This is a genomic window from Serratia montpellierensis, from assembly GCF_020858655.1.
In the GTDB taxonomy this organism is placed as follows: Bacteria; Pseudomonadota; Gammaproteobacteria; order Enterobacterales; family Enterobacteriaceae; genus Serratia; species Serratia montpellierensis.
In genome coordinates, this window is sequence record NZ_VOSN01000013.1 from 887,710 (window position 1) to 912,071 (window position 24,362).

24 protein-coding genes are annotated in these 24,362 nt (G+C 58.4%); 9 read left to right on the top strand and 15 right to left on the bottom strand.

Translation table 11 applies throughout. The annotated features are described in order from the left end of the window. Positions 1-29: 29 nt before the first annotated feature. Positions 30-470, bottom strand: coding sequence for a DMT family transporter (locus FUU19_RS15980; RefSeq protein WP_047025382.1), 441 nt, complete (start codon positions 468-470; stop codon positions 30-32). Positions 471-487: 17 nt separating this feature from the next. Further along, positions 488-1,006, bottom strand: coding sequence for a GNAT family N-acetyltransferase (locus FUU19_RS15985; protein WP_197833460.1), 519 nt, complete (start codon positions 1,004-1,006; stop codon positions 488-490). A gap of 38 nt (positions 1,007-1,044) precedes the next feature. Here FUU19_RS15985 and FUU19_RS15990 point away from each other — a divergent pair, with 38 nt between their 5' ends. After that, entirely contained in the window at positions 1,045-1,614 is a 570-nt protein-coding gene (locus FUU19_RS15990; protein WP_141967859.1) for a helix-turn-helix domain-containing protein, read from the top strand. A gap of 13 nt (positions 1,615-1,627) precedes the next feature. Here FUU19_RS15990 and FUU19_RS15995 read toward each other — a convergent pair whose 3' ends face one another. The 3 genes from FUU19_RS15995 to FUU19_RS16005 form a co-directional block, all read right to left on the bottom strand. Further along, positions 1,628-1,921: a DUF2623 family protein gene (locus FUU19_RS15995; protein ID WP_025303414.1), complete on the bottom strand. Its 294-nt coding sequence runs from the start codon at positions 1,919-1,921 to the stop codon at positions 1,628-1,630. 130 nt (positions 1,922-2,051) lie between these two features. Then, positions 2,052-2,639, bottom strand: coding sequence for a nitroreductase family protein (locus FUU19_RS16000; protein ID WP_230490758.1), 588 nt, complete (start codon positions 2,637-2,639; stop codon positions 2,052-2,054). A gap of 69 nt (positions 2,640-2,708) precedes the next feature. After that, complete coding sequence (locus FUU19_RS16005; protein ID WP_230507208.1) at positions 2,709-3,605, bottom strand: LysR substrate-binding domain-containing protein; 897 nt, start codon at positions 3,603-3,605, stop codon at positions 2,709-2,711. Positions 3,606-3,720: 115 nt separating this feature from the next. Between FUU19_RS16005 and FUU19_RS16010 the strand changes: the two genes are divergently transcribed. Both FUU19_RS16010 and FUU19_RS16015 read left to right on the top strand, forming a co-directional pair. Continuing rightward, entirely contained in the window at positions 3,721-4,356 is a 636-nt protein-coding gene (locus FUU19_RS16010; RefSeq protein WP_230490756.1) for a flavodoxin family protein, read from the top strand. Positions 4,357-4,499: 143 nt separating this feature from the next. Next, positions 4,500-5,600: a glycosyltransferase family 9 protein gene (locus FUU19_RS16015; RefSeq protein WP_230490755.1), complete on the top strand. Its 1,101-nt coding sequence runs from the start codon at positions 4,500-4,502 to the stop codon at positions 5,598-5,600. Here the strand turns inward: FUU19_RS16015 and FUU19_RS16020 are convergent. The 3 genes from FUU19_RS16020 to FUU19_RS16030 all read right to left on the bottom strand — a co-directional run bounded on the left by FUU19_RS16020 (position 5,539) and on the right by FUU19_RS16030 (position 9,485). Then, on the bottom strand, positions 5,539-6,762 hold the full coding sequence (locus FUU19_RS16020; RefSeq protein ID WP_230490754.1) for an O-antigen ligase family protein: 1,224 nt from the start codon (positions 6,760-6,762) through the stop codon (positions 5,539-5,541). The two genes, FUU19_RS16015 and FUU19_RS16020, sit on opposite strands and share 62 nt — an antisense overlap. Continuing rightward, positions 6,740-7,648 carry a sugar glycosyltransferase gene (locus tag FUU19_RS16025; protein WP_230490753.1) on the bottom strand — a complete coding sequence of 303 codons (909 nt, stop codon included), beginning with the start codon at positions 7,646-7,648 and terminating at the stop codon, positions 6,740-6,742. Before FUU19_RS16025 ends, FUU19_RS16020 begins: the two co-directional genes overlap by 23 nt. 1,096 nt (positions 7,649-8,744) lie before the next feature. Then, a complete protein-coding gene (locus tag FUU19_RS16030; protein WP_230490752.1) occupies positions 8,745-9,485 on the bottom strand; it encodes a helix-turn-helix domain-containing protein in 741 nt (246 codons plus the stop codon). A 792-nt stretch (positions 9,486-10,277) separates the two neighbouring features. Here FUU19_RS16030 and FUU19_RS16035 point away from each other — a divergent pair. From FUU19_RS16035 to FUU19_RS16050, 4 genes are all read left to right on the top strand, one after another. Beyond that, positions 10,278-11,144 (top strand): helix-turn-helix domain-containing protein, encoded by an 867-nt coding sequence (locus tag FUU19_RS16035; protein WP_230490751.1) that lies wholly within the window; start codon positions 10,278-10,280, stop codon positions 11,142-11,144. Positions 11,145-11,662: 518 nt separating this feature from the next. Next, positions 11,663-11,836 (top strand): hypothetical protein, encoded by a 174-nt coding sequence (locus FUU19_RS16040; protein WP_185742278.1) that lies wholly within the window; start codon positions 11,663-11,665, stop codon positions 11,834-11,836. A gap of 442 nt (positions 11,837-12,278) precedes the next feature. Further along, positions 12,279-14,618 carry a membrane-bound PQQ-dependent dehydrogenase, glucose/quinate/shikimate family gene (locus FUU19_RS16045; RefSeq protein ID WP_230490750.1) on the top strand — a complete coding sequence of 780 codons (2,340 nt, stop codon included), beginning with the start codon at positions 12,279-12,281 and terminating at the stop codon, positions 14,616-14,618. A gap of 227 nt (positions 14,619-14,845) precedes the next feature. Further along, complete coding sequence (locus FUU19_RS16050; RefSeq protein WP_025303447.1) at positions 14,846-15,088, top strand: hypothetical protein; 243 nt, start codon at positions 14,846-14,848, stop codon at positions 15,086-15,088. A gap of 15 nt (positions 15,089-15,103) precedes the next feature. Here the strand turns inward: FUU19_RS16050 and FUU19_RS16055 are convergent, their stop codons facing one another. Beyond that, complete coding sequence (locus tag FUU19_RS16055) at positions 15,104-15,733, bottom strand: alanyl-tRNA editing protein (RefSeq protein ID WP_230490749.1); 630 nt, start codon at positions 15,731-15,733, stop codon at positions 15,104-15,106. 84 nt (positions 15,734-15,817) lie between these two features. On the opposite strand from FUU19_RS16055, the gene FUU19_RS16060 reads away from it, so the two are divergent. After that, positions 15,818-16,753 carry a LysR family transcriptional regulator gene (locus FUU19_RS16060; protein WP_230490748.1) on the top strand — a complete coding sequence of 312 codons (936 nt, stop codon included), beginning with the start codon at positions 15,818-15,820 and terminating at the stop codon, positions 16,751-16,753. On the opposite strand, the gene alkB is transcribed toward FUU19_RS16060, so the two are convergent. Next, positions 16,736-17,383: a DNA oxidative demethylase AlkB gene (alkB, locus tag FUU19_RS16065; RefSeq protein WP_202669789.1), complete on the bottom strand. Its 648-nt coding sequence runs from the start codon at positions 17,381-17,383 to the stop codon at positions 16,736-16,738. The genes FUU19_RS16060 and alkB overlap by 18 nt on opposite strands. 139 nt (positions 17,384-17,522) lie before the next feature. On the opposite strand from alkB, the gene rarD reads away from it, so the two are divergent. After that, a complete protein-coding gene (gene rarD, locus FUU19_RS16070; protein WP_141967841.1) occupies positions 17,523-18,401 on the top strand; it encodes an EamA family transporter RarD in 879 nt (292 codons plus the stop codon). Between the two features lies 1 nt (position 18,402). Here the strand turns inward: rarD and dhbA are convergent, their stop codons facing one another. The 5 genes from dhbA to FUU19_RS16095 form a co-directional block, all read right to left on the bottom strand. Beyond that, complete coding sequence (dhbA, locus tag FUU19_RS16075; protein WP_039565253.1) at positions 18,403-19,161, bottom strand: 2,3-dihydro-2,3-dihydroxybenzoate dehydrogenase; 759 nt, start codon at positions 19,159-19,161, stop codon at positions 18,403-18,405. 102 nt (positions 19,162-19,263) lie between these two features. Beyond that, positions 19,264-20,454, bottom strand: coding sequence for an isochorismate synthase (locus FUU19_RS16080; protein WP_230490747.1), 1,191 nt, complete (start codon positions 20,452-20,454; stop codon positions 19,264-19,266). Between the two features lie 189 nt (positions 20,455-20,643). Beyond that, the gene (locus FUU19_RS16085) at positions 20,644-21,336 is read right to left on the bottom strand and encodes a 4'-phosphopantetheinyl transferase family protein (protein WP_230490746.1); all 693 of its coding nucleotides are present in this window, start codon (positions 21,334-21,336) and stop codon (positions 20,644-20,646) included. Between the two features lie 161 nt (positions 21,337-21,497). Then, positions 21,498-22,727, bottom strand: coding sequence for a bifunctional glucose-1-phosphatase/inositol phosphatase (agp, locus tag FUU19_RS16090; protein ID WP_230490745.1), 1,230 nt, complete (start codon positions 22,725-22,727; stop codon positions 21,498-21,500). A gap of 146 nt (positions 22,728-22,873) precedes the next feature. After that, the gene (locus FUU19_RS16095; RefSeq protein WP_004940821.1) at positions 22,874-24,337 is read right to left on the bottom strand and encodes an anion permease; all 1,464 of its coding nucleotides are present in this window, start codon (positions 24,335-24,337) and stop codon (positions 22,874-22,876) included. Between the last annotated feature and the right edge of the window lie 25 nt (positions 24,338-24,362).

Consider the following 24,362-nt stretch of genomic DNA (forward strand, 5'->3'; position numbering starts at 1 on the left):
CGAGCGGGCTTTTTGCATGTCAGCCGCCGTCAAAAACTCCTTTTCGCCACCAGATAGGCGCCCGCCACCAGCAGCAGGGCGCCGAACAGCGCCGGCAGATTCTCGCGCAGCGCCGCCGGACCGGCGCGGTAGACGTCCACCAGCAGCCCCATGCACAGCTGGCTGGCGATCAGGATCGAGATGGTGGCCGCCGCCCCCAGTTTTTGGTAGCCAAGGATACCGGCGAACACGAACAGCGATCCCAGCAGCCCCGGCAACAGCATCCACCACCTGGCGGCGCCGGTCACTTCCGCCACCGCGCCGAGGCCGTTTTTGGCCAGCAGCAACCCCACCAGCAGCAGCAAACCGACGCTGGAGTTGATCACCAGCGTGATAAGGATGGTCGAGACGCTTTCGGTAATGCGCACCATCAGCAGATTCTGCACCACCAGCCCCATTCCCGCCGCGATCAGCAGCAATAGCATATTCATCGCCCTGTCTCCCGGGATCAGCGCGCCGGCGGCGCCGCCTGCTCGTCGAGCGTCAGCTGGAGGAAAGTCAGATCCAGCCATTGGCCAAATTTGGCGCCCACCTGCTCCATGCGCCCCACCTCGCGGAACCCGAGCGCCAGGTGCAGCTGAATGGAGGCCTGATTGCCGGATTCGATGCCGGCCACCATCACATGCTTGCCGATCTCCCGCGCCCGTGCAATCAAGGCGATCAACAGCGCCTTGCCAATCCCGGCGCCGCGATGCGCCTGATGGACATACACCGAGTGTTCTACGGTATGGCGATAGCCGTCCCAGGCGCGCCAGTCGCCGAACGACGCGTAGCCGATCGCCTCGTCCACGCCGTTCACCGCCACCAGCACCGGGTAGCCCGCCGCCTGCCGTTCGCCGATCCACGCCGCGCGATTGGCCGCATCCACGGTTTGTTCATTCCAGATGGCGGTGCTGTTCAACACCGCGTCGTTATAGATAGCGGCAATCGCCGCGCTATCGTTGAGCGTCGCATTTCGTATAATCATGGTTTACCCCGGCCAATTGTCCACTATAATACTACGATATGAATATTAAATTAGACAATCTAAATCAGCTGATCGGCGCACGCATTCGCATTGAACGCGAGGCGCGCCACTGGTCGCTGTCCGATCTGGCCGAACGGGCGGGCGTTTCACGGGCGATGGTGCACAAAATCGAGCGCGGCGAGAGCAGCCCGACGGCGATGCTGCTGGGCAGGCTGGCGGGAGCGTTCGGTCTCAGCATGTCCAAGCTGATCGCCCGGGCGGAAACGCAGGAAGGCCGGCTGCTGCGCCGGGAAGATCAACCGGTCTGGGTCGATCCGGAGAGCGGCTACGTGCGGCGCCACGTTTCGCCGCGCACCGATCTGCCGCTCGATCTGGTGCGTATCGAACTGCCGGCCGGCGCGACGATCCCGATGCCGGCTTCGGTGTATGCCTTCAAGCGCCAGCTGATCTGGGTGTTATCCGGTGAGCTGGTCTTTCTTGAGGGTGAGGCGCGCCATGAGATGGCCGAGGGAGACTGTCTGGAGCTCGGCCCACCGGCGGACTGCCGCTTTGAAAACCAGAGCGACCAACCGTGCGTGTATATGGTGGCGGTGCTGAGCGCCGCCTGACGCCCCGCCCGCGCTAGCCCTGCGCCGGTCGGTTATAGCCGGCGCGGAAAAACTTCTCCGCCAGCCGGCTATCGCCGCCGGAAAAGAACTCGCTCATCGGCTCACTGCCAAGGCCATAGGCGCGGCTCAGCTGCCCGGCCTCGAACGCCGCCCGGTTCTCGTCGCCGCAGCGCTGCGCCAAATGGTGCGCATAGCCGAGCACAAAGCCACGCTTGTAGTCGGAGCAAAAGCGCGACAGCTCCGCCTCCGGCTTCAGGTTCTCCGCCTTTAACCCCGCCAACAGCCCTTTGCCAAAATGATCCCCCACGGTTTCCTCCTCATCACGCAATCGCTATATAACAAAATATACAGCGAATGAACGAACGAGAACATACTCCCTAAGTTTTACTCGCCGCATAAAAAAGGCCCGCCAAGCGGGCCTGAGGGAAAGCGGGCAATCACAGCGTGAAATTCAGCCCTTCGCTGACGGTCTTGCCCAGCGGCAGGCGGCCCGACGGCGCCTCTTTTTCCTGCAGGAAATCCGGCAGGCGGGCTTTGTCGCCCGGCTTGCCGATCGCCACCATGGCGTGCACCGCATAGTCGTCCGGCAGCTGCAGCGCCGCTTTGATCTTGTCGTGGTGAATGCCACTCATGCAGTGGGTCAACCAGCCTTTCAGGTGCGCCTGATGCGCCAGGCTGGCCCAGGCAGCGCCGGTGTCGAACGCGTGGGTCGGGTTGTCCACCAGCCGCTCGCCGTTCAGGCTGGTGGTTTTGGAGACGATCACCACCAGCGCCGAGGCGTGCTGCGCCCAGCCGCGGTTGAAGTCGATCAGGAATTCCAGGTAGTTCTCCCAGCTGTCGGAACCGTGCTTGCTGTAGACAAAGCGCCACGGCTGAATGTTGTAGGCCGATGGCGACCAGCGCGCCGCTTCAAAAAAGCTCAGCAGCGTTTGATCGTCGATGGCGTCGTTGGCCATCGCGCGCGGCGACCAGCGTTCGATAAATTGCGCATCAATCGGGTAATCGGAGGTTCTTGGCTGGCTCATGATAGGTTCTCGCAGTGAAGTAAAAACAAAAGTTCGCTGATATTCCCACAGCTTAGGACGATAAAACTTTTATTTCGTGCCATTGCCCTGCGGCAGTTCCTGCTGCAGCCAGGCGAGGAATGCCCTGACCGGCGGATGCCGTTCGCGCCCCGGCGCGCACAGCACGCTGTACGCGGCGCCCGGTACGCGCACCTCCGGCCGATACGCCACCAACAGACCGTTGTCCACCATATCGGACACCATCACCGAACTGGCGAGCACCAGCCCCTGCCCGGCCACCGCCGCCTGCAGGGCGTAATGCTCCTCATGATAGCTGCGCATCGCCGCATGACGCTGCCACCAGTCTACGCCCGCGGCTCGGCACCAGTCATGCCAGCCACTGTCGTACAGCGCCGAATCCCCCCACTTGACGGTGATCAGAACCGGATTTTCCGGCGGAGCGGCGGCCAGCCCCGGCGCGGCGTAAACGCCAAAGCTTTCCTCCAGGCGCGCCGTCTGATGCAACGCGGGATAATGCGCGCGGCTGTAGCGCACCGCCACGTCCACGCTGGCGTCCTGCTGCAGATCGATCACCTCGGCGCAGGCCTCCAGGCGCACCAGATAGTGCGGGTACGCCTGGTAGAAACGCCCCAGGCGCGGCACCAGCCACAGCGCCGCGAAAGAGTGCGTGACCGAGACGCACAGCGATCCGGTGCTGGGCTGTGGCCGCAGACCCTCGAGCGTGGCGGCGACGTCCAGCAGCGCGCCGTGCACCCCGGCGAACAGCGTTTCTCCCTTCGGTGTCAGCCGCACGCCGCGCGGCACCCGCTCGAACAGCGCAAACCCCAACTGTTGCTCCAGCGCTTTGATCTGGTGCGAAATCGCCGTCGGCGTCACCGCCAGTTCGGCCGCCGCCAGCTTGAAACTGCGCAGGCGAGCGGCGGATTCAAAGGTGCGCAGTGCGTTGACGGGCAGCGTGGCGAACATGGCGAAACCTCTTGAGATGAGTTGAGTTCATCCTGGCAGAAAAGCCGTCATTTGTCGCCTGCCGGTGCTTGTTTCTAGAGTAGGACTGAATCCACTTCACACCAAGGAACATGACATGAATACAACTCATCAATCCAAACGTCTGGTGGTGCTGGTCGGCAGCCCGCGCCGCGACGGCAACAGCGCCACGCTGGCGCAGGCGATCCTGGCGGGCGCCGCCGAAGCCGGCACGTCCGCCAGCCTGCACTTTCTCGATGATTACCTGAGCGGTTTTCTGAGCGATGAACGCCATACGCCGCCGCCGGGCGATCGCTACGCCGAGCTGTTCCTGGAGCACTTGCTGCCGGCCGACGGCGCGGTATTTTGCACGCCAATTTACTGGTACGGCATGTCGGCGCAAACCAAGGCCTTTTTCGATCGCTCGTTCAGCTTCTATTCCAACGCCTACCCTCAGGCGGAACAGGTGCACCAGCGCATGAGCGGCAAGCGCATCGGGCTGGCGGTGGCGTCGGAAGAAACCTACCCCGGCGCGGCGCTGGGCATCGTGCATCAGCTCCAGGAGTTCAGCCGCTACACCCATTCCGCCTTCGTCGGCGTGGTGCACGGCGCCGGCAACCAGCGCGGCGAGATCGCCCGCGATCCGCGCAATCCGCTGCAGGCCGCCCGCGCGCTGGGGCGCGAGTTCTTCACTCGCCCCTATTCGGATTATCAGATGGACAGCCCGCGCAGCACGCAGGTCTGGGAGGAGTAAGCGCGGCGCCCGTAGGCAATTGCAAGCATAACGTTAGCATCTGTCGCAATCTGTTGCGGGCCATTGGCCCGCCGTGGCCGCGCTTGTATGATACGACGCGGCGCCAGACGGTGGCCACCGAACTCAAGCGGAAGCGAACGGCAATGTCTAAACAGTGGAAAATAGCGGCGGCCAACGCCGGTTTGCGTCTCTATACCCGCATCGCGGGCAATTTCCTGCCCGCAGCGAGCTTCGATCCGCAGCAATCCTTTGAACGCATCGTGATTTTCTCCACCAGCGCCCTCGGCGATCTGATGTTCAATACGCCCGCCATCCGCGCACTGTGTGAGCGCTATCCCGGCGCGCAAATCACGTTGGTCTCCAGCCACAAAAACCGGCAGCTGGTCGAAGGCAGCCCCTGCTTTCATGACGTAATTTACTGGGATCACAAGGCTAAAGACATGTTGGGCGTTATCCGGCGCCTGCGAAAAAACCGGCCGCAGCTGGCGGTCATCCTGCACTCGAAGGCGCCTTATGACGTGCTGGTCGCCATCACCGCCGGCTGCCAATACCTGTTCAAAGACATTTATGGCAACAAACCGAGCGGCATGGAGCGCTGGCTGACCGGCGTCAGCCGCAGCACCGGCGGCCATTTGATTCAGCGCAAGCTGGATATGGTGGGGCAATTGGGATGCCGTACCGACAATCCTGATATGTTCATCCCGGTCGCTTTTCCCGCACTGGCGAAACCGACGGGCAAGATCCCGATCGGCTTTCAGATGGGCGCCTCCGAAACGCTGCGTCGTTGGCCGGTCGAACGCTTTGTTCAACTGGCGCAACGGCTGCTGGCGCACTCCCCCGACTGCCAGATCGAGTTGATTGGCAGCAAGGCGGAGCGCAGCCTCGAGCGGGAATTTATGGCGGGTTTGAGTGAGGAACAGCAACAGCGGGTGGTAAGCCATATCGGCGCGACCACGTTACCGCAACTGCTGGCGACCATCGCCAATCTACAGGTGCTGGTGACCGGCGATACCGGCCCGCTCCACCTTGCCGTGGCGTTGAAAACCGCCACCGTCAGCCTGTTCGTCACCGCTAACCCGCGGCATACCGGCCCCTATCAGGACAGCGAGCGGCATCAGGTGATGCATGTGCCGGTTGACAGCGCCGCGCTGGATACGGCCCAGCGCCGCCAACCGCTCAGCCTCATCGCGGCGGAACAGGTGCTGGAGAAGACCCTGGCGGCGTTACCGCCCGTACACCCCTGATCGGCAACCGCTTAGGCTGCGACAGCAGCATCGCCAGCGGCAGCCAAAACAGGTACCAAAACTCCGCCGGATTGGCGATCACAAACATGCCCTGCGAACTGTAGAACACCAGCATAAACAGAAACATGGCCGCTTCCCAACGCCGCCCTGCGCGCCAGTGCGCCAGGGCGAGCCACGCCCCGTATCCCAGCAGCGCGAGCAACAGCAGGAAACCCACGCAACCGCCCTTCAGCAACGCGCCAAGGTACAGGCTGTGCGTAGTGTGGTTCAGCTCGCCGGTGTAATTGAGAAAGTTAAGCTGCTTATCAAAACCGTAGCCGAAGAAAGGTGCCTGCTCAATCAACGCCAGGCTATGCTGCCAGATGCTGATGCGAACAAAGCTCTGTTGATACAGCTCGCCAAAGCGGGTGAGCAACATCTCGCCGACTGCGCTGTAAACGACGGCGAAAAACACAGTCAGCACGGCTGGGAGCAAGATCCACAGCCACCGTCTCGGTCGCTGTCGATAAGGCATCGCCACCACCACCGCAAGCGCCAGCGCGATCAGCGGGCCGCGGCTTTGCGTCAGCACCATGAACGCCAGCAGCGGCGGGATAAAGCACAGCGCCACTTTTTGCCCGGTATCGCGGAAAATCATCAGGCTCAACAAAATGGCGAGGGCGGCGTAACCGGCCAGATCGACCACGTTGCTCGGCCCCGGGTTGCGGGCGGTGGTCTCCCGCAGATGATAAATCGATGGGGTGTCGACCAGCGTCAGATACAGGCACAGCGCCGTCATACCGCTCAGCATCGCCCACTGCAGCTGGTGACGCCGCTCACCGTCGAGCAGCGTCACCAGCCAGGCGAGATAGAGCAGGATATAGGCGCTGTGGGTCAGGGCCGACGGCAGATCGCCAGGCGTCTCGCCCCACAGTGCGCTGAGGGAATAATAAAGCAAAAATATCAGTGCCAATCCGGCGCCCCACAGCGCCTTGCGGTTGCTCAGCAACTGCCGCCGCAGCGGCGGCCAGGTGAACACGGCGGCCAGCCACAGCAGCGCCGCCAGATGAAACAGGTTGTTGACGCGGGTCTGCCCGCAAAAGATCGCGCTGAAAAACGCGAAGGCTAAAAACAGCGCGCTGCCGAAGCGATAACACCGCTCAGGCTTGCTGAAAGTAAACATTGCCGTCCACCTTCTCGAAGATATCGCTGCCGATAGCGCTGTGCAGGGAGAAGTTTTTTATCGCGATCTGCTGCTTTTTCATGATCGCGCCGGCGTGTCGAAAAGCGGGGATCACCAGCGACTCCACCTTGTCCGCCAGGAACGTGGGCAAGCGATCCTGCTCGGTCTCGTAAAAACGCGGCTGGTGGAAGTTGTTCATGTCCAGCCCGGCGATAAACAGCTGCTTGAAGCCGAGATAGGCGATGATTTGCAGCGCCCAGTAGACCACGGTACCGGCATCGAAAATGCCGCAGCGGATATCCTGGCTGAAGCCGAGCGTGCGGCACATGGCGGCAAAGACCACGCCGTTTTCCCGGCAGTAATGATCCCACAGCGCGCCGCTGTCAATCCGGGGGCGGTAAATCTTGCAGGACGCGTCTTCGACGATCGCCAAACGGCAGCCGACCGCCGCCTGGCCAAATCGGTCAAGGATCCGCGCCACGCCATGCACGGTGGTGAACAGCGTCAGGTCAGGTCGTTGAATGACATCGTGCACAATCTCGGGCCGGCTATCGATAAAGCCCATGTCCACGATGACATAGAAGCGAAAATTAACCTGATGGTGAAGAAAATAGGTGCCGTTAACCCCGATGGCGGGCATGGCGGGAATATTTTCGAAGCGCAGCGTCTTCACCGACGGGCCGGAGGCCGTCAACAGCACCTCACCCCGGCAGCTGTTGCGCAGTTCACTCAGCGGGACGATCGGCACCGGCCGGTGCTTGTACCATAAGGCGGCGATTTCACCGCCTTCGCCGCGCGCAATTTTCACGTAGGGCCAGAGATTTTCGTTATGCCGATAAGGGCGCGCGTGGGAATAGCGATAGACCTGCTTAAAAAAAGAGCCCATGGTGGCGGTGTCCTGTCCAGAGTGCGTGGCGATACCTACCGAGGCATCTTTCTGTATGCTCAGAATTTAAAAACATGTCAGCACTGGCCAGGCCGTACAGCGAGTATCTAAATATTCGTTTAGTGAGGCAATTTTTGTAATTTGAATTATTCGTCAACATATCACCAAGAGATATGTCCAAACGTTAATCAGGTGAAAAAATGTTGCAGCGCGTAAGTATCATAAAAAAGAAAAGCTCACTGCGTTTCCCGCCGTTTCGTCGGCAAAGCATGGCATTCACGCCATGATGACCCGGTAACGCCTGCCGGATTTTGGCACGAGCAGAATAGCCGTTGACTGCCAGCCTGAAGCAAAAGGCGATATCCGACCAGGGAGATCTCCGCGAACACATTTTTAGGTAAAATATACAGCCGCCGTCAGTGCTAGGATTAACTCGCTATCATTTTATGTGCACTTTCAATTAACGTTACCCTGTTATTTTCGCATTCGCCGATCTTCACGATCGGCTTTTTTATCCCCCGCGCACGCCACCCAAAATATCACTTTTTGGTAAGAAGCTTTGGAACCGTTAGGGTTATATACCCACTGCATGCCTTTATTCTTCTGTGCATAGGCGTGCGTCCCAGAGAGATTATTGATGTTTCATTCGCCGGCGCCCAAGCCGGCTTTTTTTTTAATTTCATCATCTGTATCAACAACGGCGAAAAATACCCGGTTTTATACCGTGTCAGCCTCCGGATGTCGTACGCTGAATCTTTTACTTGATGGCGCCACCATGTGACATGCCCCCACCGCCTTATCGCAAGATAAGGCATCCGCATTTTTACCTATACGTGATGGTAGAAAACACTTTTCGGTAAAGAAGAAAAGCAAACATGCGTTATTATTCCAAATGTAGTTCTGTCATACCTATTGAATACCCCATGCTTACCGGCCCTCGCGGTCGGTTTTTTTTCTTTCTTGCCAGCCGACGAACCGGGTTCCTTCCATTCGCTTATGAAAGAGAGCCTGCGGTTGTCGTTAAACTAAATATTTATCAATCACATAGAAAAGCCACAGGCGTGCTTTCACCTCTGATAAGGCCAATGAGAAAGGGTTATTTAATCGGAATAAAATACCACATGCTGATGTCTTCCTTTTCTCCTGGAGCAGGATCATGGATTTTAAACATCACATTTTCAACAATGGCAATATCCTGTGAAGCCAAAATCCCTTCATAAACTGACAGGATAAACTCGCTTTCATCCATCTTTTCTTCATTGCGCCTGATCGCCATGTATTTTGCCGATGAATTGTACAGTCCACAACTCAGTGGACTCTTAGCGATTATCTTTATTTGTCCCCGACTCATTACCGGGGAAAGCAGTTGCACCCGCCTTTTTTTCTCATAATACTCATGCAAATTCAGGTATACCATGCTGCTGGGAAAAGGCGCTTTGTCGAAGCCAATAATCGGTTGATAATTTAAAAAAGGCCAATGGCTCAGGGTTCTAAATGTTCTCGGAGGGCAGCCAAATTGATTTGAAAAAGCACGGCTAAATGATTGCTGAGAACTGAATCCAGACAGTAAAGCAATTTCATAAATCTTCATATCCGTACGTTTCAACAGCAACGTCGAACGACTCAGCCTTCGCTTTCTGATATAGGTCCCTATCTTCATCCCTTGATACAGATAGAACATCCGCTGTAAATGTCCGATGGAATACCCTGACTTGATGGATAACGCTCTTATTGAAACATTACTTTGGGTATCAATAGCCTTTTCAATGATACAGATTATCTCATCTAAAATATTGCGTCTGAACTCGTTAGAACAATCCATAGTAAAGCCTGTCATCTTGCTATCTTTATTATTGAATGCACTTCTCTCTTCATATAAAAAGCCGTTCAACTTGCTTTATATTGAAAATAGCATTCACATACCCATTAAAGCACCAAACTGTACAAACCCCTTTTCAGGGTAAAGGGTGTCGATTCACCTCTCGCACAAGATGAGACTCACAGAAAAGCCGTGTGGAAAAACGCTGATAAAGCACTGGCGAACAGAAACACTCTCAGCGTTTATTTGTCCTCAAAAATAAAGCCTCCGGTCAGAGGGTAAATAGCTCTCTATTTTTTGCGAAAATGAAGTCCCCATACGCCTCCCTGAATGTCATTAGCCTGGATACACCATTTGGATTAGCCATTCTTTTATTGTGCAATCATCCGTGTATTTGCACCTTAACCATCCACCCTTAAACATAGAATAGTTAATTATTTCGATTCGAAAAGATGTTACTGTCAATAAATTGGAAGGCATATAAAGTTTTTATCTATCAATGAGTAAAAATTGCGCACCTCCCCGCTTTGCATCCCCTGTTGAAAATTTCAACAAATCAAATAAAAATCAATAAATTAAACACAAAGAAGATCATCACATCATGTTACGGCCGCGCGCCTGGCGCTGTTATTTTTCAAATGACACTTTTGAATACATTTTTTTTAATTCACCACGTTAATATGGCGCGCGTTCTATACTCAGGATATTGCCTAAAAGATCGGATCAATCAGGTCATTATCGTTGACTATCGATAGTGCGTTATTTTACCTGACGCAACCATTAGGCAGATAACTAAAAGGGAGCTCCTGCATGTTTATAACAAAAGTCATTGAGGAGCTGCTCGCCTGGGTCGAGGAAAGTGGGTTCAATGAGAAGCTCACTATTGAGATGCTTTCAGAAAAAAGCGGATATTCGCGTGGGCATATCCAGAAAGCATTTAAAGATGAAACAGGAATGACTTTCGGCAGCTATGTGAGAGGCAGAAAACTCACTCGCGCCGCATTTATGTTGAAAGCGACGAGCCTCTCCATTTCCCATATCGTCAAAGAGCTAAAATTCCAGTCATACCAATCATTTGGTCGAGCATTTCGCAAGCAGTTCAGAACGTCGCCGATGCAGTATCGCAAGAGTAAATCGTGGGACGTGTCCTCTTCCATCCCCTTACTGTTTCTCGATGGCATACCCGAACATCGCTATGTACGCCTGCCAAAATTTTTTGACGAATCAGGTGATTGTGTTGATGCCGAGATCTATCACTTCCACCCTGCTGCCTCGGCGCTACGGTTGGCGGCAATTGGTGGCATGCAAAAAACAGAAGGCGGCATAATTAATTTTTTCAATTTTAAAGCCAGCGTCAAGAAAGAGAACCACGTTAGCATATATTTAAAGACAATCTATGTTTCTGAAGACGCTGACATTAGCACTGTTCTTGCCTCGCTGGCCGATGATGCGCAGGGAAAAAAAGACATGCAACTGTTTGCAGAATTCAGTTTTGATGGCGCAAGCGATGAGGCACAAAAATTCACACAAAGCATTTACACCAAATCCTTCCCTATCAATAAAGTGGGTATGGTCGACCGCTTTCTCATCGAAATAGTCACGCCAAAAGGTGACAACAGAGTAGAGATGAAAACCTACATCCCTATCGTGTTCCCGATCAAGAAGAGAGAGAAATGAGGCGTAAGCACCAGAATGAGAGCCATGCACACATCGGCATTACTATTTATTGAAGAAGGAAATAACTTCTATTAATCAATAAGCATCCATGATAGCTCAGCGATCAAAGTCACTCATTATCCACTCACCCATAAAACATCTACTTTGAGATTTATCCAATTGGAAAACCCCATAATGATTCCAGAGAAATCGAGTCCGGGTGGCGTCGGCAGAGCCGCCGAGAGGAGAGTCGCTTAGCCACTGATCGGCCGCATCAATATGATTAACGTACCAATACCTTACATATCAATGAGTTATGATAATTTGCTTTTTGTGCGATTATTCTTTTAACTATTTGTTTTTATTTGGTTTATTTAAACCCCCTTATCTGGTCATACCTGCCGATTTTCTCTTTATCCCACCCGCCCTCCGGTAGACATCCCCAGATAGTGACGATATTTTATTTCCATGAGATTTATTTCTACGGGTGCTATCAACATGCCTTAAACGTGAATGAAATCTGTCAGGAAAATGGAACCATGAGCATTCAAGTATGGTCAAAAAACTTAAAAAAACATTACCCAGACGTTAATGTGGAAAAGGTCACCGTCGGCGATCGCGGAAAAGGGTATATAGTCTATGTCGATGGAGAAAGAATGGCGTTGAACCATTTTTTTCGCCGTTTTTATCGACACCGACTTGATAAAGAATGACGTTAACCCTGACCCCAAGGGGTGTGAAACCCTGTTATTTAAAAAATAACTCCGAATCATGTTATCACTCTAAATAATTAGCCTGGAGCGGCGCCCTCATTAATCGCACACATCACCGAAAGAGAGTATTTAGATTCTTTTTCATGCTAAAACTATAACGAGAAGAGACTGTTACAACCCAATATTTAATGAAGCGGTGATGAATATCTTATATCACGCACGCTCTGTCATTACTCAATACAAGGCTTTTATCTTGATTGGGTAACCGATCCCGCCCCCCACCCTATGAAATGGAAATTAAAACGGCAACCCCATGCCCTTAAAGCGTTAAAGAATGGCAAGTCTCAAGGCGGAGAAAGGCATGCCTTTCAGGCCGACAATTTCGCGCTTGGGTAACGATGGACAGCGATCCTCATCGGATTTAAAAGTCAAAGGAAAACATATGATTAAAACATCGTTTGGCAAGAGAGCCTCAGTCATCACGTTCTTCTGCTTGCTGGTTTTTTCTGGCGTGGCGTTAGCCGTGGGCGGCATTTGGCTTATCGCCCTCGGAGGATCGTTTTACTATGCCCTTGCCGGGATAGGCTATATCGCTGCCGCGCTACTGGTGCTCAAGCGCAGCAAATGTGCTTATTACTTAACCGGCCTATTGTTTCTCATGACGGCACTGTGGGCGCTTTGGGAATCAGGACTTAACTACTGGGCATTGTTCCCCCGCCTGCTGGTTCCCGCTGGCCTCGCTATCATTGCCGCGTTTTTACTCCCCGCATACCTGCACAGCGCCAAGAGTATAAAAAGGGCTTACATTGCAGGTACGGTATTATCCTTGGCGTTTGTGGTTTTCTTTATCGGCGCCTTCTTTCCCCATGGCGAAATTACACCTTCTGGCAACGCAACCTTTATCGAGAGCAAAAGCGATAATGCCCCTGCCGATTGGAGCGCCTATGGCCGCACGACGGAAGGAACGCGCTACGCGCCGTTCAATCAGGTGAACCGCTCAACCATCAAAGACCTGAAACTCGCCTGGGTTTATCGAACCGGCGATTTCAGGCCGGGCGTGGATCAAAACACCCCGCTCGCGATTGATGATTTGGTGTATAACTGCACCCCCAACGGTCTTATCACCGCCCTCGATGCCGATACGGGCAAAGCGCGCTGGGCATTTGACTCGCATTCCACTTCCCCCGTTTGGCAACGCTGCCGCGGTCTGGGTTACTACAAGAATGATGATGTCGCACCAGGCTCTCTGTGCGAAAAAGCGATCATTCACACCACGATCGATGCCCGCATCATTGCGCTGGATGCCAAAACGGGCCAGAAATGCCCCGCGTTCGGTCAAAACGGCGAGGTAAACCTTGGCCAGCATATGGGGGAGGTCAAACCAGGTTATTACTTCCAAACCTCAGCGCCCATTATTGCCAGAGGGAAAATTATCGTCGGCGGTTGGGTCATCGATAATGTGATGACCGGTGAACCCTCTGGCGTTATCAGGGCCTTTGACGCCAAAACCGGCGAGCTGGACTGGGCGTGGGATTTAGGCAACCCGGGCATCACCAAAGCCCCGCCGGCCGGAAGCACCTATACCCGCGGCACGCCTAATATGTGGACTACCGCCGCCTATGATGACCAATTAGGCCTGCTGTATGCGCCGCTGGGCAATGCCACGCCCGACTATTACGGCATGAATCGCCCTAAAAACTCGGACGACTACAACTCTTCCCTGGTCGCCATTGATATTGAAACCGGCCGCGAACGCTGGAAGTTCCAAACCACGCACCACGACATCTGGGATTATGACCTTGCCTCCCAACCCGCCCTGGTGGACGGTTTCGATGAGCAACACAACCCGGTGCCCGCCCTCTTGCTCGCCACCAAACGCGGGCAAATTTTTTACCTGAACCGTGAGACAGGCAAACCGCTGGCGCAGGTTGAAGAAAAAGCCGTACCGACCCAGGGCGCAGCGGTGGAAGAAAAGCTCTCGCCCACCCAACCATTTTCCGTCGGCATGCCGACCATCGGCGCCGAGCGCCTGACCGAAGCCAAAATGTGGGGAACCACCCTGTTTGACCAAATGGCATGCCGGATCCTGTTCAAAAAGCTGAACTATCAAGGCGACATGACGCCGATCGGTACGCGCCCCACGCTCGAACAGCCCGGCAATTTAGGCGGCCTCAACTGGGGGAGCCTATCGATTGATCCCGTGAACCATATGGCTTACATGAACGATGTGCGGATCCCGAATGTCTTCTGGTTAGTGGCACGAGACAACTATGAGCGCGTCGCGAAACGGTATCCGCAAACGGTGATTGATGGCCATGGGCCTTCGCCCATGATCGGCACGCCATACGGCATGATCACGTTGATGTGGATGTCGCCGCTCGACGTGCCTTGCAACCAACCACCTTACGGCACGATCACCGCCGTCGATTACAAAAACAAAAAAATAGCCTGGCAGATCCCTGCCGGCACCGCCGAAAAAATGGGGCCGTTGGGCATCAGATCGCACCTGCCGATGCCGGTTGGCATGCCCACCTACGCGGGCACCATGACGACGTCCGGCGGCCTGGTCTTCTTCGCCGGCTTCCAGGACTACTATCTGCGAGCCTACAACAGCAGCACCGGCAAGGAGGTCTGGAAATATGCGCTGCCGGTCGGCGCAAGCGCGACGCCGATGAGTTACGTTTCACCTAAAACCGGCAAGCAATACATCGTCATTGTGGTCGGCGGCGCGGCGCATTCATCAGAAACCGGCGATTACGTCATGGCGTTTGCGCTCCCTTGACCACCAAGCTTAGCCCCCTGGCCTTTCAAACCGGTCAGAGGGCGGCATGCGGTAATGTTGACGGCGGCCGCCCATGGCCGCCGTCGCGTCAAGGAGATGAAGATGGGGAGAGCCCCAGTCACGATCCTGCGCCTTCCTTTTCATCACCCGATAAGCTTTCTAGGTGACGCTTGGCAGCGCACTCATTCTGTTATAATGTATCATGAGTTAACGTAAGGAAGACGACGATGAAAATCCAGCTGTCGCTGCTGTTTCTCAGCCTGTTGGCCGGCAAGGCCGCGGCGTTTCAGTCGAAAGTGCCCGAACCGCGCCCGGAACAGGCGCGCGCGGCGGAACAAAACATCGAAAATCTGTTTTACGGCTTTCACGCCATGGACGCCCAGCCGGTGAACATCGGCAGCTGCGCGGCAGTGCCGGTAGCGGGATGCCAATGCGCATTCTGCACCCAGCTGCGACAGGCCGGGCGTTAAGCCGCTCCCCCTTATTCAACCCAGCTCATACTGCACGCTCAGCTGCCCTTTCTTCATTTTTAGGCCGGTGATAACGATCGCGCCCACCTCGCCCAGCGTGGCCACATGGGTGCCGCCGCAGCCGTAAGCGGGCAGCTCGCCGAAACCGACCTGGCGCATACCGTCCACCGCCTGCTGGCGGCGCGGTAAATCGGCGGCTATCAAGCGCGCCAGCTCCGCCTGCAAAAAGTCCGCTTCTATCGTCTGCGCATCCGGTCCCGGCGCGAAAGTGACGCGCCCTTCCCCCGGCCAATGATGCGCCTTGACCGGCCGCCACCCCCGGGTTTCGCCCAGCCAGCCGATCAGATGCCCGCCGGAGTGCCAGCGGGCATGCAGCCGACGCTGCGCTTCATCGATTTGCATCGTGACCGGCCCGATCGGCAGCGGCGCGGCGGTAAAATGCACCACGGAATCCCCCTGCTGTTGCACCCGCAGCACGGCGACGCCGCCTAACACCCCTACGTCGGACGGCTGGCCGCCGCCCTGTGGATGAAACAGCGTGGCGTCCAGCTCCACGGCGTAAGCGCCCGCCTCGGCCGGCGCGCAGCTCAGCACCTGTGCCTGGCCCTGTAAATCGTCGCTGTAGTAATAACGTCGTTCGGTCATCATTTTCTCCTCGGTTCGAAGAGCCATTATATTCATGTCATAATCGGAGCATAATCCGCCGCCATCACAATGGACCTTTGCGTCATGAGCACAAATCTTTCTTACGCGCTGCTGCCCGAAATGGCCGTGTTCGTTCAGGTGGTAGAGAGCGGCAGCTTTTCCGCCGCCGCCCGCAAGCTGGGCGCTTCGCCTTCTGCCGTCAGCCGCAGCGTGGCGAAGCTCGAACAGGCGCTGGCGCTGCAGCTGCTGCACCGCACCACCCGCAAACTGCGGCTGAGCGAAAGCGGCGAAGAGGCGTTTGCGCACTGCCGCACCCTGCTGGCGGCGGCCGACGCGGTCATGGCGATCGGCGGGCGCCGCGCCGCGGAGCCCGAAGGGCTGGTCAGCGTCAGCGTGCCCAAGGCGGTGGGCCGCTTCGTGCTGCATCCGCACATGCCGGAGTTCCTGCGCCGCTACCCGAAGGTGGACGTGAGGCTGCGGCTGGAAGATCGCTACATGGATTTGATCGACGATCGGGTCGATCTGGCGCTGCGCATTACCGATCGCCCGTCGCCCGGGTTGATCGGCCGCCAGTTGATGAGAATAGACCATCTGCTGTGCGCCACGCCGCACTACCTGGCGCAGCACGGCACACCGCAGCACCCGCACGATCTGGCGGCGCACAGCTGCATCTATCTGGGAGAAACGCCGAGCGACGCGCAATGGAAGTTCCGCCGCAGCGGCAAAACGGTGACGGTCAACGTGCGCGGCCGCTACGCCGCCAACCACACCGGCGTGCGGCTGGACGCGGTGAAACAGCATATCGGCATCGGCAGCCTGCCGTATTTTACCGCCCGCCAGGCGCTCGACGACGGCGAGATCGTGCAGGTGTTGCCGGAATGGGATTTCCTCAGCAGCTATCACGGTGGCCTGTGGTTACTTTACGCGCCTAACCAGTATCTGCCGCCCAAACTGCGGGTGTTTATCGACTATCTCGTCGCCTGCCTGGCGCAGGAGCCGCAGCTAAAGCGCCTTGCGTAGCGTGATGTTGATGCGGTGCGGCCCCACCAGCGAGTGGTAGCCTTCTTTGACCGGCAGGATGCCGTGAAAACAGAGCCGCGATGGGCCGCCCCACACCACCACGTCGCCGTGCGCCAATGGGATGCGCCGCGCCCGGTCGCTGCGTTGCAGCCCGCCGAACTGAAATACCGCCGGCAGCCCGAGCGACACCGAGACGATCGGCGCACCGAAGTCGTGTTCGTCTTTATCCTGATGCAGCGACAGCTTGCTGCCCGGATCGTAACGGTTCATCAGGCAAGAGTCCGGCACGAAGGGGCCGAAGCCCGCCTGCTGCGCGGCTTCGTCCGCCAGCGCCATCAGGATAGGCGGGATCGGCGGCCAGCGTTTGCCGCTGCGCGCGTCGCGTTCCGAGTAACGGTAGCCGCGGCTGTCGCTGGTCCAGCCGTTGCCGCACCAGCTCATCGCCACCGACATCACGTGCCCACCGGGCGTGGTCAAATGCTGCCACGGCACCTGGGCCACGACGCCCTGCACCGCCGCCAGCAGCTCCGGCCCGTGATCGCGCGCAAAACCGTGCATCACCACCGCGCCGGGGGCGATCTCTTCGCGCCACGGCGGCGGCAGCGCGTCTTCAAAAAGATCGATTGTCATCGCCATAACCTGTATGAATACACAGTGGTCATTGTAACCCGCCGCCGCCGATTGTCCAGCACCCGGCAACGCCATTGTCGTTGGCGGCAAATTTCTCTACAGTAGCCGCCATAAAATCAATCACTCACCAGGAATGCGTGTGATTAAGGGCATTACTCTTTCGGTCGTCGCCTCCATCTTGTTCGGCGCGATGTATTACTTCACCTCTACCCTCACCCCGCTGAACGGCGAGCAGGTCTACGGCTGGCGCACGCTGCTGACGCTGCCGTTCCTGACGCTGTTCATGGCGCTGTCCGGCGATTGGCGCAAAGTGGGCGACACGCTGGCCTGGATCGGCCAACGGCCGCAGCGCCTGCTGGGCCTCCTGCTCACCTCGGCGCTGCTGGGGGTGCAGCTGTGGCTGTTCCTGTGGGCGCCACTGCACGGCAAGGCGCTCGACGTATCGCTCGGCTATTTTCTGCTGCCGCTGACCATGGTGCTGGCGGGCCGTTTGATCTACCGCGATCGGCTGTCGCTGCTGCAAACGCTGGCGGTGGCGTGCGCCATGGTGGGGGTAGGCAATGAGCTGTATCAGGCGGGCGGCGTCTCGTGGCCGACGCTGGTGGTGGCGCTGGGCTATCCGCTCTACTTTATTTTGCGGCGGCGTTTCGGCACCGACAATCTCGGCGGGCTGTGGTGCGAGCTGGCGCTGATGCTGCCGGCGGCGGCCTGGTTCGCCTTCGGCGACGGCGGCGCGGCGGCGCTGTCGATCAATGCCGAGCTGTATTGGCGCATTCCGCTGCTCGGCGTCATCAGCGCCGTGGCGCTGGTGTGTTACATCCTCGCCAGCCGCCTGCTGCCGTTCAGCCTGTTCGGCCTGCTGAGCTATGTGGAGCCGGTGCTGCTGGTGATCGTCGCGCTGCTGCTCGGCGAGAGCATCAGCCAAAGCGAATGGCCAACCTATCTGGCGATCTGGCTGGCGGTGCTGCTGCTGGCGGCGGAAGGCGCGCAGCACCTGCTGCGCCGCCAGCGGGTCTGACTCAGGCGGCCAGCGTCGCGCCGCCGTCGATCACGATGTCCTGCATGGTGATGTGGCTGGCCAGGTCGGAGGCCAGGAACAACACCGCGTTGGCGATCTCGTCCGGACGGGCGATTTTGCCCAGCGGGATCCCCAGCTTGAACATCTCGGGGAAGCCGGCGATGGTGCGTTGCTGCGCATCGTCGGTCTGCCACATGCCGCGCTGCATCGGCGTGTCGGTCGAGCCCGGCGACACCAGATTGCAGCGCACGCCGAACGGCGCCATTTCCAGCCCCACGCAGTGGTTCAGGCTGGTCAGCGCCGCCTTGGAGGCGCAGTAGGCCGCCATCTGCGCGCGCGGTACATGCGCGGCGTTGGAGCCGATGCTGACGATCGCCCCGCTGCGCTGCGCCTTGAAGTGCGGCAGCACGGCGCGGAACAGGTAAAACGCCCCCGAGGCGTTGACGTTGATGCACTGATGCCAGTCATCCACGCTCAGATCTTCGGTATTGCCCATGCGCAGAATGCCGGCGGCGTTGACCAACACGTCCAGTCGCGGGTTCTCCGCCAGCTGTTGGCGGCACACCGCCTCCACCTGCTCCGGCCGGCTGATGTCCAGCGTCACGCAAGGGTAAGGCAGATCCGGATTGGCGAACTCGCGATCAAACCCCACCACCTCGGCGCCCTGCGTCAAAAAATGCCGGGCGATCTGCTCGCCGATGCCGCGCGCCGCGCCGGTCACCCACACGCGTTTGCCGGTGAAATCCATCTGAATGCTCATGCGCACACCGCCATCCGGGCGCACAGCCGGGTCATGTTGTTGTTCATCGTTATCTCCTGCGAAAAGGATAGGATGCGGCGCGCACTGCGCCGCAAAGAGGCCCTACAGCGCGCCGCTGTTCAGGCCGAAAGCGTTGAGCATGGTACCCAGTTTGGCGGCGGTTTCCATCCACTCGGACTGCGGCGTCGAGGCGGCGACGATACCCGCGCCGGCGAACAGCTGCACCCGGTTGCCGCGCAGCAGGCCGCTGCGGATGACGATCGCCCACTCGCCGTCGCCGTTGGCGTCGCACCAACCGACGATACCGCTGAACAGGCCGCGATCGTGCGGTTCCAGATCGGCGATCAGCTGGCGGGCACTCTCGGTCGGGAAGCCGCACAGCGCCGGCGTCGGATGCAGCAGGCAGGCCAGCTGCATCACGTTGAGATTCGGGTTCAGCAGCTCGCCGCGAATGCGGGTGGACAAATGCCACATAGTGCCGGTGCTGAGCAGCGACGGGCCGCTGGGCACGCTCAGGCTGGCGCACAGCGGCGCCAGGTGGCGGCGAATGTCGTCGATCACCAGCTTGTGTTCGTATTTGTCTTTGGTCGAGCGCATCAGGCGTTCGCTGCCGAGGCGATCCTGCTGCGGATCGTCCTGACGGCGTGCCGAACCCGCCAGCGGGTTGGTGTGGATCTCGCCGCCCTGCTTGCGGATCAGCAGCTCCGGGCTGGCGCCGATCAGCACGCCGCCATCGGCCAGCGGCAGGGAAAAGTGGTAACCGGTCGGGTTCTGCACCATCAGGTTATTGAGGATCTGGTGGCCCGCCACCGGCTGCTCCAGCTCGATGTCGAGGATGCGCGACAGCACCGCCTTGTCCAGTTTGCCCTGTTTAAAGCGGCTGACCGCTTCCGCCACCGCATGCTTGAAGCGCGGCTCGTCCGGAATGCTGGTGCAGGCGGCCAGGCGATGCGGCTGTTGCAGCATCGGGCGCGCGGCGCGGGTAAAGCTGTCGTTGGCGACAAACTGGCAGTTTTCAGGCACGTACAGGCTGGAAGGCCGGCGCGTATCGAACGGAATGGCACCCACCACCACCGGCGTCTCCTGGCCGGCGGCTTTGGCGCGCGCCAGCGCCTGGCGGATATGCTGCGCCAGCGCGCTGTCTTCCTGCTCGCCGCCGAACGCCGGCGTCTCGATACGCTCGAACACGCCGCTGGCGGAGAGGGAACGGAATTCGGACCGGTACAAAAAGGTCGATTGTTCGGCGTACACAAACCCGGGGAAGGTTTGGTTTTCTGTCGTCAGTGTCGCCACTAGACCACTCCTTTGTTGCGCCTTACCAATGATAATGTTTATGCGAATAATTATCATTAGCTATAAAAGGAGGATAAATTACACCGGATCCCCATCGTGGGTCAATCTCCGATGAATGAATCTTTCCGCCCGCTGCGGCAAATCCGCGTTACGACGCAGCAAGAAATAACACACTGTTATTATTGTGTTTTAACAGAAAATAAAAGTCGTGACGTCGTCACCTTCACGCCAAAAACGCCCGTTAAACCGGCGGCCGGCGGAGCAATTTGGCGTCAAGGTCTTAAGCAGCGCTAATACAAACGTCTGCCGCTGCGTATCCACGGCGACCATGCGCGCATCGAGAAAATCGAAGTAACAGCGCACCTGCGGATAAAGCGCCTTGAACAGGCTCTCTTTGGCGGAAAACGTCAGCGTCAGCAGTTCATTGAACGGCAGCGCCTCGCGCAGCAACGTCTCGCGCTCCGCCGGGGAAACGATCGCCCCCCACAGCTCCTCCGCCCGCACGTCGGAGAGCAGCGTTTCCACATCCAGCCCAACGCCGCCCAGCCCGCTCTCGCGGTGCACGGCGCACAGCGCGGTATCCGAATTATGGCTCAGCGCCCCGGCGATGCCCGGCGGCCACTGCGGCGCGCGATCTTCGCCACGCGCCAGGGTGAAATCGGCAAAACCGAGCGGCTCCAACAGCTGCCGCGCCAGAACACGCCCGGCCAGATACTCCGCGCGACGCTTCGGCACCGCGCGCGCCAGATGCTCCGGCAGCGCAAAGCCCGCCTCGGGAAAATTCTCGTCGCGATACTCCGCCAGCGCAAACTGGCAGCGCGCCACCTGGCCCGGATAGCCGTCGGGCGTGAAAAATTCGATATTGCGGATAAAAGTGGGCAACGGCGATATCCATGATAAGCAGGCAGGCTGATGATGTTAGCCCCCGAAACGGCCTGCAACAATGACCCTGGGCAAAATAAATGGCGTTAAGACCGGCACGGCGGCGCGTTAGCCGGGATGGGGAGAGGCCTCTCCCCCGCGCGCGGGAGAGAGGGCGGGCATTACAAGATGCCTTTCATGGTCTTTTCGAAATCGCTCCAGGCGCAGAAACCGTCTTTGTCGATCGGACAGCCTTTCAGCGCCAGCGTCACCCGCTGCGGCGGGGTTTGCAACGTCAGCGGCGTCGCCTTGCGCAGCTGTTCGGTGGACTGATAGACGTACTCGATCTTCAGCAATTCACGGTCGTTCTGCGCGTCGCGCCAGCGCTGGAACACCAGTTTGCCGCCGATCGGCGTTTTCTCGTATTGCTGCGGCAGCTGATACGGCTGGAACTGCATGGCCGACAGCAGCGAGGCAATATTGGAATCGTGGCCGACCAGCACCGTCAGCTTCGGCGCGTCCGGTTTGCGCTCGCCGAGCAGCGCGTTGTTGATGTAGGTCAACAGCGGTTTGGCGACGTTCTGCGCCACCACCGGCGAGGTGAACAGCGAGTCCTGATAGCCGTCTTTCAGCTGCGCCAGCTGCTGCCACTGGTGCGGGGTGGCGATTTTGCCCCAGGCCACCTCTTTCATCGGGAAACCTTCGTAATACTGCAGCATAAAGGCGTCCACCAGCGAGTTACCCACCCGCAGCGGGCCGGAGACGCCCGGCTCTTTGCCCGGCACCGCGCTCATCACGCTGGCTTCTTTGGTCAGGTCGCAGTGTTTGTCGGTCTTGCAGGCGGCGGAATCCTTGTAATCGATGATCTTCGCCAGCTGTTGGTAAGCCGCGTCCAGCTTCAGCGATCCCAGCGCGGCGTTCATCGCCGCCAGCGCCTGCTGGTTGAAGGCTTCGCCGGTGTCGGTGATGATCGGGTTGAAGGTCGGATCCATCTCGCCCATCTTGTCCTGATGATGCACGTTGACGTCGCAGCCAGGGAACGCGCCGTTGCTGAAGAACTGCGCGGTGGCCACCGTGCGCTGCAGGCTGTTGGCATAGACGTACACGCTGCCGGCGGTCGGGCAGCCCTCTTGCGGCAACAGGTCCGTCTGCTTCAGCCAGGCGTTGAAATAGTGCCCCATATACACTTCCAGCACCCCGCCCTTGGTGGTCAGCTGGCCGCCCGGCGTTTCCCAGGCCGGCCAGGCCTTCGGCGTGGACTGCGCCAGCACGCTGCCGTTGTTGGCCAGCGGCGCACGCAGGTTATGGCGGCTCATCACCAGCACCTGCTCCAGCTGATAACCGCCGGCGTCCGCCAGCGCGTTCCCGGTGAATAACAAAGGCAGGCACAGCAATAACGTTTTTTTTCTCATCCGCAGAGGCTCCCGGAAAATGATTATTTTTAAGGTGTTAGCGTTTGCCTGCGTATGATGGCGGGGTTAGTGTGACAAGTGTGTGACAGGGTTCACGGGAAAGGATCGTAACCGCGGCCACCGGGCGGTGGCCGCGTGGCTTCAACTCAGTACCACAGGCTCATGATCGGCCAGCCGATCAGCAGCAGCGCGGCGATGTACACCACGCCGAGAATGCCGCCCAGGCGCCAGTAGTCTTTCGACTTCACGTAGCCACAGCCGTAGATGATCACCCCCGGCCCGGTGGCGTACGGCGTCAGCACGCCCATGATACCGATCGACAGCACCAGCAGCATCGACAACTGCTCCATCGGCACGCCCGGCAGCCCTTTACCGACCGCCAGGATCACCGGCAGCATGGTGGCGGTGTGCGCCGACAGGCTGGCGAACAGGTAGTGGGCGAAGTAGAACACCAGCACCAGCGCCACCACCGTCATGTTCGGCGAGAAGCCGTCCAGGTGGGTGCTCATGGTCTGGGCGAACCAGTCGATAAAGCCGGAACGCGTCAGGCCGTTGGCCATCACCACCAGCGTCGCCAGGTTAACCAGCGTGTTCCAGGCGCTGGAGTATTTGGTGATCTCTTTCCACGACACCACGTGCAGCGCCAGCATCAGCGACACCGCCAGCAGACACACTGCGGTAGCGTCCAGCATTTTGCCGCCGAACACCCACAGGCACAGGCTGAGCAGCACCAGGCCGATCAGGGTGTATTCCTTGCGCGTCAGCTTGCCCATTTCCCCCAGCGCGGTATCCGCCCAGGCGGCCACTTCGCTGCTGTGGGTCACGCCCGGTTTGTACAGGTAGTAGGAGATCAGCGGCGCGATGATCAGCAGCAGCAGGCCGACCGGCAGGAACGCCAGGAACCACTGCATCCAGCTGATGTGCACCCCGGCGATCTTGCCGACGAACTCGATGCCCAGCACGTTCGGCGCGGCGCCGGTGACGAACATCGAGGAGCTGATGCTGGTGCCGACCACCATCATCCACATCAGGTAACCGCCGATGCGGCGTGAAGAGGGGTCGTTAGGGAAAGAATCGAACAGCGGCGGCAGGTTTTTCACCACCGGGAACACCGTGCCGCCGGTGCGCGCGGTGTTGGACGGCGTGAACGGCGCCAGCAGGATATCGATGATCACCACCGCATAGCCCAGCGTCAGCGTGCGCTTGCCCATGAACTTCACCAGGAACAGCGCGATGCGCCGCCCCAGCCCGGTGGCCTCGTAGCCCAGCGCGAAGATAAAGGCGCCGAACACCAGCCAGACGGTGGTGCTGGAGAAGCCCGCCAGCCCCCATTTCAGCGCCTCTTTACCGGCCTTGAAGCCCGGTTCCGCCAGCTCCTGCGCGCCGAACAGCACCCAGTTGGCGCTGAGCACGCTGACGGTCACCGCGATAAAGCTGATGGCGGTGGCCGGGATCGGCTCCAGAATCATGCCGACGATCATCGCCACGAAGATGGCGAAGTAGTGCCAGGCCTGCGGCGGCATGCCGTCGGGCACCGGTATCAATAACAGGATCGCGAGCACCGCCAGCGGCGCTATCGCTTTCCAGATCTTTTCCTGGGTTTGGGACATTGGGACTCTCCTGAAGGCTTGGTTA

Coding starts and splice junctions, on each gene's coding strand:
- FUU19_RS15990 (WP_141967859.1), top strand. CDS start 1,045: ATGAATATTAAATTAGACAATCTAAATCAGCTGATCGGCGCACGCATT.
- FUU19_RS16025 (WP_230490753.1), bottom strand. CDS start 7,648: ATGGGCTCTTTTTTTAAGCAGGTCTATCGCTATTCCCACGCGCGCCCT.
- FUU19_RS16015 (WP_230490755.1), top strand. CDS start 4,500: ATGTCTAAACAGTGGAAAATAGCGGCGGCCAACGCCGGTTTGCGTCTC.
- FUU19_RS15985 (WP_197833460.1), bottom strand. CDS start 1,006: ATGATTATACGAAATGCGACGCTCAACGATAGCGCGGCGATTGCCGCT.
- agp (WP_230490745.1), bottom strand. CDS start 22,727: ATGAGAAAAAAAACGTTATTGCTGTGCCTGCCTTTGTTATTCACCGGG.
- FUU19_RS16095 (WP_004940821.1), bottom strand. CDS start 24,337: ATGTCCCAAACCCAGGAAAAGATCTGGAAAGCGATAGCGCCGCTGGCG.
- FUU19_RS16060 (WP_230490748.1), top strand. CDS start 15,818: ATGAGCACAAATCTTTCTTACGCGCTGCTGCCCGAAATGGCCGTGTTC.
- FUU19_RS16040 (WP_185742278.1), top strand. CDS start 11,663: ATGAGCATTCAAGTATGGTCAAAAAACTTAAAAAAACATTACCCAGAC.
- FUU19_RS15980 (WP_047025382.1), bottom strand. CDS start 470: ATGAATATGCTATTGCTGCTGATCGCGGCGGGAATGGGGCTGGTGGTG.
- FUU19_RS16035 (WP_230490751.1), top strand. CDS start 10,278: ATGTTTATAACAAAAGTCATTGAGGAGCTGCTCGCCTGGGTCGAGGAA.
- dhbA (WP_039565253.1), bottom strand. CDS start 19,161: ATGAGCATTCAGATGGATTTCACCGGCAAACGCGTGTGGGTGACCGGC.
- FUU19_RS16020 (WP_230490754.1), bottom strand. CDS start 6,762: ATGTTTACTTTCAGCAAGCCTGAGCGGTGTTATCGCTTCGGCAGCGCG.
- FUU19_RS16045 (WP_230490750.1), top strand. CDS start 12,279: ATGATTAAAACATCGTTTGGCAAGAGAGCCTCAGTCATCACGTTCTTC.
- FUU19_RS16030 (WP_230490752.1), bottom strand. CDS start 9,485: ATGACAGGCTTTACTATGGATTGTTCTAACGAGTTCAGACGCAATATT.
- FUU19_RS16005 (WP_230507208.1), bottom strand. CDS start 3,605: ATGTTCGCCACGCTGCCCGTCAACGCACTGCGCACCTTTGAATCCGCC.
- FUU19_RS16055 (WP_230490749.1), bottom strand. CDS start 15,733: ATGACCGAACGACGTTATTACTACAGCGACGATTTACAGGGCCAGGCA.
- FUU19_RS16050 (WP_025303447.1), top strand. CDS start 14,846: ATGAAAATCCAGCTGTCGCTGCTGTTTCTCAGCCTGTTGGCCGGCAAG.
- FUU19_RS16000 (WP_230490758.1), bottom strand. CDS start 2,639: ATGAGCCAGCCAAGAACCTCCGATTACCCGATTGATGCGCAATTTATC.
- FUU19_RS16010 (WP_230490756.1), top strand. CDS start 3,721: ATGAATACAACTCATCAATCCAAACGTCTGGTGGTGCTGGTCGGCAGC.
- alkB (WP_202669789.1), bottom strand. CDS start 17,383: ATGACAATCGATCTTTTTGAAGACGCGCTGCCGCCGCCGTGGCGCGAA.